8 protein-coding genes are annotated in these 10,233 nt (G+C 71.5%); 2 read left to right on the top strand and 6 right to left on the bottom strand.

Features of this window, described 5'->3' with window-relative positions; translation table 11 throughout:
• The 3 genes from BLQ73_RS26895 to BLQ73_RS26885 form a co-directional block, all read right to left on the bottom strand.
• Positions 1-425, bottom strand: a 425-nt coding sequence (locus tag BLQ73_RS26895; RefSeq protein WP_143020460.1) for an AAA family ATPase, incomplete at its 3' end; no start/stop codon positions are given.
• Positions 426-542: 117 nt separating this feature from the next.
• Entirely contained in the window at positions 543-1,007 is a 465-nt protein-coding gene (locus BLQ73_RS26890) for a DUF2231 domain-containing protein (protein ID WP_093174699.1), read from the bottom strand.
• A 90-nt stretch (positions 1,008-1,097) separates the two neighbouring features.
• The gene (locus BLQ73_RS26885; RefSeq protein ID WP_218126030.1) at positions 1,098-4,403 is read right to left on the bottom strand and encodes a S41 family peptidase; all 3,306 of its coding nucleotides are present in this window, start codon (positions 4,401-4,403) and stop codon (positions 1,098-1,100) included.
• 136 nt (positions 4,404-4,539) lie between these two features.
• Between BLQ73_RS26885 and BLQ73_RS26880 the strand changes: the two genes are divergently transcribed.
• Positions 4,540-5,436, top strand: coding sequence for a peptidylprolyl isomerase (locus BLQ73_RS26880; RefSeq protein ID WP_093174695.1), 897 nt, complete (start codon positions 4,540-4,542; stop codon positions 5,434-5,436).
• Between the two features lie 69 nt (positions 5,437-5,505).
• Here BLQ73_RS26880 and aspS read toward each other — a convergent pair whose 3' ends face one another.
• From aspS to BLQ73_RS26865, 3 genes are read right to left on the bottom strand one after another with little or no spacing between them, the layout of a single operon-like run.
• Positions 5,506-7,260 (bottom strand): aspartate--tRNA ligase, encoded by a 1,755-nt coding sequence (gene aspS / locus BLQ73_RS26875; RefSeq protein WP_093174693.1) that lies wholly within the window; start codon positions 7,258-7,260, stop codon positions 5,506-5,508.
• Positions 7,257-8,522 (bottom strand): histidine--tRNA ligase, encoded by a 1,266-nt coding sequence (gene hisS, locus BLQ73_RS26870; protein WP_093174691.1) that lies wholly within the window; start codon positions 8,520-8,522, stop codon positions 7,257-7,259. The genes aspS and hisS overlap by 4 nt, the downstream gene beginning before the upstream one ends.
• Positions 8,522-9,205 carry an MBL fold metallo-hydrolase gene (locus BLQ73_RS26865; protein WP_093174689.1) on the bottom strand — a complete coding sequence of 228 codons (684 nt, stop codon included), beginning with the start codon at positions 9,203-9,205 and terminating at the stop codon, positions 8,522-8,524. Before BLQ73_RS26865 ends, hisS begins: the two co-directional genes overlap by 1 nt.
• Positions 9,206-9,355: 150 nt before the next feature.
• On the opposite strand from BLQ73_RS26865, the gene BLQ73_RS26860 reads away from it, so the two are divergent.
• Positions 9,356-10,210 (top strand): peptidylprolyl isomerase, encoded by an 855-nt coding sequence (locus BLQ73_RS26860; RefSeq protein ID WP_245691446.1) that lies wholly within the window; start codon positions 9,356-9,358, stop codon positions 10,208-10,210.
• Positions 10,211-10,233: the final 23 nt, after the last annotated feature.

Here is a 10,233-nt window from a genome sequence, read left to right as displayed (position 1 = left end):
ATGAAGGTCACCCAGCGGTTCTCGACGGCCGGCAGGAGCGCGTCCTGCTGGGCCTTGTTGAATCGGTGGACCTCGTCCACGAACAGCACGGTCTGCCGCCCGCTCATGCCGAGCTCGCGCCGCGCCAGGTCGATCGCGGCCCTGACCTCCTTGACCCCGGCCGACACCGCCGACACCTCGACGAAGCGTCGCTTGGTCGCGCCGGAGACGACGTAGGCCAGGGTGGTCTTGCCGGTGCCCGGCGGCCCCCACAGGAACAGCGACATGGGGGCGTCGCCCTCGACCAGCCGGCGCAGCGGCGTTCCGGAGCCGAGCAGGTGGCGCTGGCCGACCACCTCGTCGAGCCCTCGGGGGCGCATGCGCACGGCGAGCGGTTCCTGCCCCTTATGGGCCTCCTCGGCTGCGGCATCGAAGAGACTGTTCACACGCCGACAGTACCGCCCGCCGGGGACCGCCGATCACGCCGGAGCCGCGCGGGGCCGGGGCCGGGCGGGAGCCGTACGGCACGAGCCCGGGTCACCCTCCGCCTCGCCCGTGGCTGCTCACCCCTGGAACCACACCGCCGCCGAGCCCGAGTGGCCGGCGCGGATGACGTAGTAGGTCACGGCCGCCGACAGCAGCACGACGAGGAGCGTGAGCGGGCGGAGCAGGGCGGAGCCGAACCGGGGGCCGGCGTGGGCGAGCAGCAGGGAGGACGCACTCAGGCCGAGTGTGGTGAGGAGCAGCGGCACCGCGAAGCCCTCATGGGCGGCCACGAGCTCGCCGAGCCGCCCCGAGGGCTCCTGCCCGCCGAAGACGCGGTCCCGCAGGGCCGGTCCGCTGAGCTGGGCGGCGAGGACGGCGAGCGGGGTCGCGACGGCGAGCACGGTCACGAGCCAGGCGAGGCGCTCACGTAAGCGAGGCGCGAGGGCGAACATGAGTGAGACCAGGGAGAACAGAGGCGCGAACACCACGGCCGCGTGCACGACGAGGGGGTGGACGGGCAGGCCGAACAACTCGTCAACCATGAGGAGGCTCCTGGGGTCTCGGGGGGCGCCGGACTCGAGGAGCCGGGGGCGGGGTGGGATCACCATAGGTGCCGCCGCGTAACGAAGGCATCAAGGCGCGCTCCCGCCGGCGGGCTTAACGGGGCGTGCGGGCTCCTGGGGGGTCCATCGGCGCTCCGGGCGGGTGGCGGGGTCCGGCGGGGCGGCGGCGGGGCGCTCGTCGAGGGCCGCGAGCGCCAGCCGTACGGCGGTGCGCAGCTGCGTGTCGATCCCGGCGGCCCAGTCGCGGGGCGTGATCGGCACCTCGACGTCGGGGACGGCCCCGCCGTTCTCCAGGTCCCAGCCGTAGGCGGTGGACCAGTGGGCGTATCCGGGCACCGTGATGGATGTCCCGTCGCCGAGCCTGTGCGTGCCCCGGTAGCCGATGACGCCGCCCCAGGTGCGGGTGCCGACGACCGGCCCGAGGCCCAGCGACTGGACGGCGCCGATGATGATGTCGCCGTCGGAGCACGTCTCCTCGTCGCAGACCACCACGACGGGGCCGCGCGGCGCGTCGCGCGGCCAGCTCCTCGGGGAGGTGTGGCGGTTGACGCTCCAGCCGACGATCCTCCTGGTGAGCTTCTCGACCACGAGTTCGGAGGTGTGCCCGCCCCGGTTGCCGCGCACGTCCACGATGAGGGTGTCGCGGGTGAGTTCGCGGCCGAGGTCGCGGTGGAGCTGCGACCAGCCTCCGGCGGTCATGTCGGGCACGTGCAGGTACCCGGCCCGCCCGCCGCTGAGCCGCCTGACCTCGGCCCGCCGGTCCTGCACCCAGGCGTGGTAGCGCAGCACCGCGTCGTCGTACACGGGCACCACGGCGGCGCGGTGGACGCGGTCCCCCGATTCCACGGTCAGCTCGACCGGCCGTTCGGCCGCGTCGACCAGCAGGGGCGCGGGTCCGGTCGCGGGGTCGACGGGTCGGCCGTCCACCGCGAGGATCGCGTCGCCGGGCCGTATCCCGCTGCCCGCCAGCGGGGACCGCGCGCGGGGGTCGGAGGACTCGGCCGCGTAGACGCGGCTCACGCGCCACAGCCCGTCGGTGTCGCGGACGAGGTCGGCGCCGAGCATGCCGACGAAGCGGTAGGACCCGTAGCCCTGGTGGGAGGTGACGTAGGTGTGCGACGCGCCGAGTTCGCCCACCACCTCGCGCAGCAGGTCGGCGAAGTCGTCGGGGCCGCCGAGGCGGTCCAGCCACGGCCGGTAGGTGTCCAGTGCCGCCGCCCAGTCGACCCCTCCCATGTCGGCCACCCAGAACAGGTCCCGCATGATCCGCCCCGCTTCGGCGTACGCCTGCCGCCAGCGGGCCGCGGGGTCCACGTCGAGCCGGACGCGCTGCAGGTCGATCGCGGTGGCGTCGCTCTTCTTGCCCGACACCGGCATCACCCGCAGGTCTCCGCCGTCCATCACCACGACGCGGAGTCCATCGCCGCTGACCGCGAAGCCGTTCGCCTCGTCGTCGAGTTCCTCGACGGTGCGCTTGGCGAAGTCGAAGCGTTCGAGCGCGTACCGGTGCCTGTGGCCGTGCGCGCCGCCGGGCGCGGGGTCGCGCTGCGGCTGCCGCAGCCAGAGCAGGCCGTCCTTGACCGCCAGGAGCCCCAGGTAGCGCCCCTCCCCCACCGGCAGCGGCACGACCCTCTCCTGGAGGCCCTCGACGTCGACGACGACCTCTCCCGCCTCTCCGGACTCCTCGGGCTCGACGGGCCGCCCGTCAAGGCGGGGGGCGAACGGCGAGGGCGTCCCCACGGCCAGGGTGAGCAGGTACGGCCGGTGGCCCAGGGGGAAGACCAGGTCCAGGGAGTGGGCGTCGTAGATCGTGTCGAAGCCGCGCCGTGACAGGAAGGCGAGATATTTCCCGTCCAGGGTGAACACCGGGTCGCTGTCGGCGAAGCGCCCGTCGGTGGCCTCGACGACGGTCCGGTCGGCCAGGCGCATGAGGCGGATGCCGCGCAGCGGCCCCTGTTCGGGATGCGACCAGGCGATCCAGGCCGAATCCGGGGAGAAGGCGAGGTCGCCGACCGCGCCGTCGGTGGAGCGGGCCAGTTCGGTCACCTGGCCGCTCGCGACGTCCACGAGCAGCAGCCGCCCGTCGTGGGAGGCCACGGCCACCGCGCCGCCGTCGGGTGCGCCGGCGATCTCCTCGACGCGGCCTAGGCGGCCCGCGGCGAGCAGGCGCGGCCTGCGGCCGGGTTCCACGACGGCGAGGCCGTCCTCGCCGTCGGCGTCGTCGACCCAGGCGACGGGCCCGTTGCGCGGTTTGGCCTGCCCGGCCACCTCGACCTGCCCGACCTGCCCGACCTGCCCGACCTGCCCGACCTGCCCGGTCTCCTCGGTCTCCTCGGTCTGCTCGGACTCCTCGGCCTGCTCCTCGTCGCCGTCCGGACGGGGGCGGCCGAGCACCAGGGGGAGCCGGGCACGCACGCCGGGCCGTACGTCCAACGCGCGCACCGGGCCGTCCTCGTGCGGCACCCAGTGGACCGTGCCGCCGATCTCCACCGCGCTGGCCCGCCCGGTGGCGTCGCAGGCGACGTCGTCGGCGCGGCGGGAGGCGGGGTACGGCCTGCGCCCCAGGCCCGCGCCCGCGAGCCTGACCCGCAGCGGCCTGGGTTCGGCCGACAGGTCGTCGAGCATCCACAGCTCCCCGGCGCGGACGTAGACCACGCGGCGGCCGTCGGTGGACGCCTGCCTGGCGTAGAAGCCCTCGTGGGAGCTGTGCCGGGTCAGGTCCGAGCCGTCACGGGCGCAGGAGTACAGGTTTCCCGTGCCCTCGTGGTCGGACAGGAACGCCACGCGGTCGCCGACGAGCATCGGGCAGGCGAGCTGCCCGGGCGCCGCCAGCGGCAGCCATCCCCGGTCCAGCCACAGCCGTCCGGTGCCGCCTCCCCGGTATCTCTTCCAGTGCGCCGGTTCGTGCGAGGCGGCTCCGGTGAGCAGCAGCGTGCTCTCCCCCGCCAGGCCGAGGTCCGACACCGGGCCGTACGGCTGCCGCTCGGCCGGCCCGCCGTCCACCGGCACGGCGTAGGCCCATGTGAGGAAGCCGAACGGCTGGCTGTGGGCGCTGGTGGCCATGAGGGCGGCGGTGCCGTACCAGCCGCGCAGGCGGGTGCTGTGGTGGGCCCAGTAGGTCAGCCGGCGCGCGGGCCCGCCGTCCACCGGCGCCATGTGGAGTTCGGCGTCGGTGTCCCTCCAGCTCGTCCAGGCGACGCGGGTGCCGTCGGGGGAGATTCTCGGATGGCTGACGCGCACGCGGTCCACCGTCAGCCGGTAGGCGCGCCCGCCGCCGACCCCGTCCAGGGGGGCGATCCAGACGTCGTCCTCGGCGGTAAAGGTCAGAAGCTCATGGTGAATGTGTGGAAACCTGAGGTACGACCCACTCGTCACTCCGGCCATGTTAAGCCGGGGGTGTAGGGCTCTCAATAGCGTTGATCGATTTCTCGGCTTATGTGAAGCACACCCGAAGGCCGATACGATGCGCCAGGTTGCAATATCAAGGATCAGTACACCCGGAGGACACAGCGTGAGCGGCGACGACCGCCAGAGCCGACTGGCTCGGGAGCACAGGGAGAGGCAGGCGCAGCGCGCGCAGCAGACCCCCGAGAAGAGCAAGCGCAGCGCGATCCTCGGGGTCGGCATCGGTGCCGTCGTGGTGGTCGGAGGCATCATCGCCGGTGCCGTGTTCATGGGCGGAGGGGACGAGCCCAAGCCCGCCGCCGCCGGATCGCCCTCGCCCTCCGCTCCCTCCGAGACCCCGTCGGAGCTGCCCACGACGATGCCGAGCCCGACGGTCAAGCCCGGATCGGTGACCTGCGAGTACCGCAAGGACGACACCGGGGTGCCGACGAAGTTCGTGGGCTACCCGCCGAAGAAGCCGAGTCTGCGCTGGAAGAACATGACGCTCGAGACCAACCACGGGAACATCGTCATCGAGCTGGCCACCTCGGCGGCGCCGTGCGCCGTCAACTCGTTCGCGTTCCTGGCGAAGAAGAACTTCTACGACGGCAACAAGTGCCACCGTCTGGCGACCATGGACAACTCGGGTCTGAAGTTGATCCAGTGCGGCGACCCGCGGGCCAAGGCGGACGGCAAGTCCGACACCGACGGCCTCGGCACCTCCGGCTACCTGTTCAACGACGAGAACACCGGCATCCTGCCGACCCGAGGCGTGGTCATCCTCCCGCAGCCCGCCGACGGCTCGAACATGAACAACAGCCAGTTCGCCATCTCCTACGGGGAGGAGACCAGCCAGATCGGCGGCGACCTGAGCACGCTCGGCGTCGTCACCACGGGGCTGGAGATCCTCGACAAGATCGCGGCGGGCGGCTATCTCGCCCACGACGGCGACGTCAACGGGGACGGCGGGTCCAGCGCGCCCAAGATCCCGCTGACGATCAAGGACGTCAAGCTGTCGATGTGACGACCGGCGGAACGAGACGGCCCCGGCGAGCCTCCCGCTCGCCGGGGCCGTCCTCGTTCGGCACGCCGGTTACTGGCCGGCGGCCTTCGGCTTGGCGTCGACGCCGGCCTCCTTGCGCTGCTCCGCGGTGATGGCCGTCGGAGCGCCCGTCAGCGGGTCGAAGCCCGAGGCGGTCTTGGGGAAGGCGATGACGTCGCGGATCGACTCGCCGCCCGACAGCAGCATGCAGACGCGGTCCCAGCCGTAGGCGATGCCGCCGTGCGGGGGCGGGCCGTACTTGAACGCCTCAAGCAGGAAGCCGAACTTGGACTCGGCCTCCTCCTTCTCGATGCCGAGCACGTCGAACACGCGCTGCTGCATCTCGGCGCGGTGGATACGGATCGAGCCGCCGCCGATCTCCATGCCGTTGCAGACCATGTCGTAGGCGTAGGCCAGCGCCTGCTCCGGGTGCTCCTGGAAGTTGTCGGCCCACTCGGGCTTGGGACCGGTGAAGGGGTGGTGCACGACGGTCCAGCCGACCTGCACGCCCTTGTCGTCGATCGCGGGCTCGAACATCGGCGCGTCCACGATCCACAGGAACGACCACTGCGACTCGTCGATCAGGCCGCACCGGCGGCCGATCTCCAGCCGCGCGGCGCCGAGCAGCTCGCGGGAGGCGGCCCTGACCCCGGCGGCGAAGAAGACCGCGTCGCCGGGCGCGGCGCCGACCTTGCCGGCCAGTCCGGCGCGCTCGGCCTCGGAGAGGTTCTTGGCCACCGGCCCGCCGAGCTCGCCGTCCTCCTGGACCAGCACGTAGGCGAGGCCGCGCGCCCCCCGGGACTTGGCCCACTCCTGCCAGCCGTCGAGCTCCTTGCGCGTCTGCGAGGCGCCGCCCGGCATCACGACCGCGCCCACGTAGGGCGCCTGGAAGACGCGGAACGAGGTGTCGGCGAAGAAGTCGGTCATCTCCACCAGTTCGCAGCCGAAGCGCATGTCGGGCTTGTCCGACCCGAAGCGGGCCATGGCCTCGGCGTAGGTGAGGCGCGGCAGCGGCGAGGGCAGCTCGTAACCGAGGATCTCCTTCCACAGGCGGCCGATCAGCGCCTCGCCGAGGGCCATCACGTCGTCCTGGTCGACGAAGGACATCTCGATGTCGATCTGGGTGAACTCCGGCTGGCGGTCGGCGCGGAGGTCCTCGTCGCGGAAGCAGCGGGCGAGCTGGTAGTAGCGCTCCAGCCCGGAGACCATCAGGAGCTGCTTGAAGAGCTGGGGCGACTGCGGCAGGGCATACCAGCTACCGGGCTGCAGGCGGACCGGCACCAGGAAGTCGCGCGCGCCCTCGGGGGTCGAGCGGGTGAGCTGCGGCGTCTCCACATAGACGAAGCCCTGCTCGTTCATGACCTCGTTGGCGAGGTAGGTGGCCTTGGAGCGGATGCGCATCGCCTCGGCGACCTGCGGACGCCGGATGTCGAGGTAGCGGTACTTCAGCCGCGCCTCCTCCGAGACCCCGGCCGACCCCTCGATGGGGAAGGGCAGCGGCGCGGAGTCGCTCAGCACCTCGACCTGGGAGGCGACGACCTCGATGTCACCGGTCGGCAGATCGGGGTTCTCGTTGCCCTCGGGGCGCACGCGGACCTCGCCGACGACCTTGACGCAGTATTCCGAGCGCAGGTCGTGGGCGTGCTCCTCCTCGCGGAAGACCACCTGGGCCGAGCCGGAGGCGTCGCGCAGGTCGATGAAGACGACGCCGCCGTGGTCGCGGCGGCGCGCCACCCATCCGGCCAGGACGACCTGGGTCCCGGCGTGCTCCCTGCGGAGCGATCCGGCCTCGTGCGTGCGGATCATTTGACCAGCTTCTCCTTAAACATGGTGACGATCTCGGCGAGCGGGACGGCGGTCTGCTCGCCACTGGCGAGGTGCTTCACCTGGGCGGCCCCGGCGGCGATGTCGCGCTCGCCGAGGATCAGCGCGTAGGCCGCTCCCGAACGGTCGGCGCCCTTCATGGCCCCCTTGACCCCCTTGCCGCCGAAGGCGAGGTCGGCCGAGACACCGGCGCCCCGCAGCTCAAGGACGAGGTCGAACAGCACCCGGCGGGCCTCGTCGCCGAGCGGTACGGCGTAGACCTCGACGCCGGCGCGCGGCGTGTTCGCCTCGACCAGGCCCTCGGTCTCCAGCGCGAGGACCGTGCGGTCGACGCCGAGGGCCCACCCGACGCCGGGCAGCGGCGGACCGCCGATCATCTCGCTCAACCCGTCGTAACGGCCCCCGCCGCCGACGGCGGTCTGCGCCCCGATGCCCTCGTAGACGTACTCGAAGGTCGTGCGCGTGTAGTAGTCGAGGCCGCGTACGAGCCTCGGGTCGTCGGTGAAGGCGACGCCGGCGGTCCGCAGAAGGGACCTGACCTCCTCGTGATACCCCTTGCACGCCTCGCACAGGTGGTCGGAGACCAGGGGCGCCTCCGCCAGTTGCGCGCGCACCTCGGGCCGCTTGTCGTCGAGGACCCGCAGGGGGTTGATCTCGACCCTGGCCCGTGTGGCGTCGTCGAGGTCGAGGCCGCGCAGGAAGTCCTGGAGGGCGGACCGGTAGGCGGGCCGGCAGGCGGCGCAGCCGAGGGAGTTGAGCAGGAGCTCCACGCCGGTCAGGCCGAGCGAGGCGAACGCCTCGGCGGCGAGCTGGATCATCTCGGCGTCGAGCGCCGGGTCCTCCACGCCGAGCGCCTCGGCCCCCACCTGCGAGAAGTGGCGGTAGCGGCCCTTCTGGGCGCGCTCATAGCGGTAGAAGCTCCCTGAATACCACACCTTGACGGGCAGCGGCCCGTGGTGGAGGCCGTGCTGGAGCACCGCCCGCACGACCGCCGCGGTGCCCTCGGGGCGCAGCGTGATCGAACGGCCGCCCTTGTCCTCGAAGGTGTACATCTCCTTGGACACGATGTCGGTGGACTCGCCCACACCCCGGGCGAACAGGGCCGTGTCCTCGAACGCCGGCGTCTCGACGTAGCGATAGCCGGCGAGGCGGAGCGGCGCGGACATCTGCTCGCGGACGGAGAGCGCCAGCTCGGAACGCGGCGGCATCCAGTCGAAGGTGCCCTTGGGCGCCTGGAAGGTCATTAGATCCCCCTGGTAGGACCGGTCCGGGGCGCGAGATCCTTGAGGTAGGGATTCGCCGCGCGCTCACGACCGATCGTGGTCTGCGGTCCGTGGCCGGGCAGCACGACCGTCTCGTCAGGCAGAGGCAGGCACTTGGCCGCCAGGCTGGCGAGGATGGTCGGATAGTCGCCGCCCGGGAGATCGGTGCGTCCGATCGAGCCGGCGAACAGCAGGTCGCCCGAGAACATCACCTCGGGCTGGGGGAGCCTGAAGGTCACCGACCCTCGGGTGTGGCCGGGAGCGTGGTCGACGGCGATCTGCAACCCGGCGAGCTCGAGCACCTCGCCGTCGGCGAGCTCCCGCACGTCGTCCGGCTCGGTGAAGGTCGACCCGCCGAACAGCGACTGCGTCATCGCGAGAGGCAGGCCCTTGCCCGGGTCCGACAGGAGGTCCCTGTCCTCGGGATGGATCCAGGCCGGCACGTCGCGCGCACCGCACACCGGCACCACCGACCACATGTGGTCGAGGTGTCCGTGGGTCAGCAGGACGGCGACAGGCTTGAGCCGATGCTCGCGCAGCAACTCGTCGAGCGGGCCCACCGCGTCCTGCCCAGGGTCGACGACGACGCATTCCTCCCCCGCCTCGGGGGCGACGACGTAACAGTTGGTCTGGAGCGACCCTGCGGGAAAGCCGGCGATGAGCATCTGCCTCAGGTGATCTCGTCAAGAATGCGGATGGGAATGTAACCGAAGGGTACCGGTGCGGGTCGCCGGGCTGCGAACCATTGCCCGATGGCCGATACGATTCGCCCACCTCAGTTAGTTCATACACGGACACGCGGGAGGCGAGGGACAGTGGCCACCGGCAAGGATCGCCAGCGGGTGCTCGCACGTGAGCACTACGAGCGGCAGATGAAGAAGCGCGCCGAACGTGCGGCCAGAGCGAGGCGGAACACCGTCATCGGCTCGTCCGTCGGCGTGGTGGTCGTCATCGGCGGTGTGGTGGCGGCGTTCGCGCTGATCGGCGGGCAGAACGACAGCACGAGCGCGCAGGCGTCCCCTGCGGCGTCGGACAACGCTTCGGAGCAGAGCGCGGCCGAGCCCACGGCGTACGATAAGAACTCCGGCACCTGCGGATATGTCGCCGCGCCCGAAGGAGGCACGAGCAAGAACGTGGGACTGCCTCCCGCCAAGGTCTCCGCCCAGCCGAAGACCATGACCGTGCAGACCAACCTGGGCACGATCGAGTTCGCGCTCGCCGGGGACAAGGCGCCCTGCACGGTCGGCTCGTTCGAGTTCCTCGCCTCGAAGAAATATTTCGACAACACGGTCTGCCACCGCCTGACCACCCAGGGCATCAAGGTCCTCCAGTGCGGCGACCCGCAGGCCTCGGGGAAGGGCGGCCCGACGGACGGCCAGGGCAACCCCGGTTACCGTTTCGTGGACGAGAACCTCCAGGGCGCCGAGTACGGCAGGGGGGTGCTCGCCATGGCCAACAGCGGTCCCGGCACCAACGGCAGCCAGTTCTTCATCGTCTACGGCGATGAGACCAAGTCGTTGCCCCCGCAGTACACCCCATTCGGTACGGTCACCAAGGGAATGGAGATCGTCGACAAGGTGGCAAAAGCCGGGGTCGAGAGCAAGACTGGGGATGGTCCCCCGAAGGAACGCGTCGAACTCAAAAGCGTGACAATCTCTGGCAAGAGCTGACGTAATACAACAAGGGACGACCA

The sequence above is a fragment of the Sinosporangium album genome, assembly GCF_900100605.1.
In the GTDB taxonomy this organism is placed as follows: domain Bacteria; phylum Actinomycetota; class Actinomycetes; order Streptosporangiales; family Streptosporangiaceae; genus Sinosporangium; species Sinosporangium album.
Note: the sequence above shows the minus strand (reverse complement) of the source record. Positions and strands in the feature narration are given on the sequence as shown.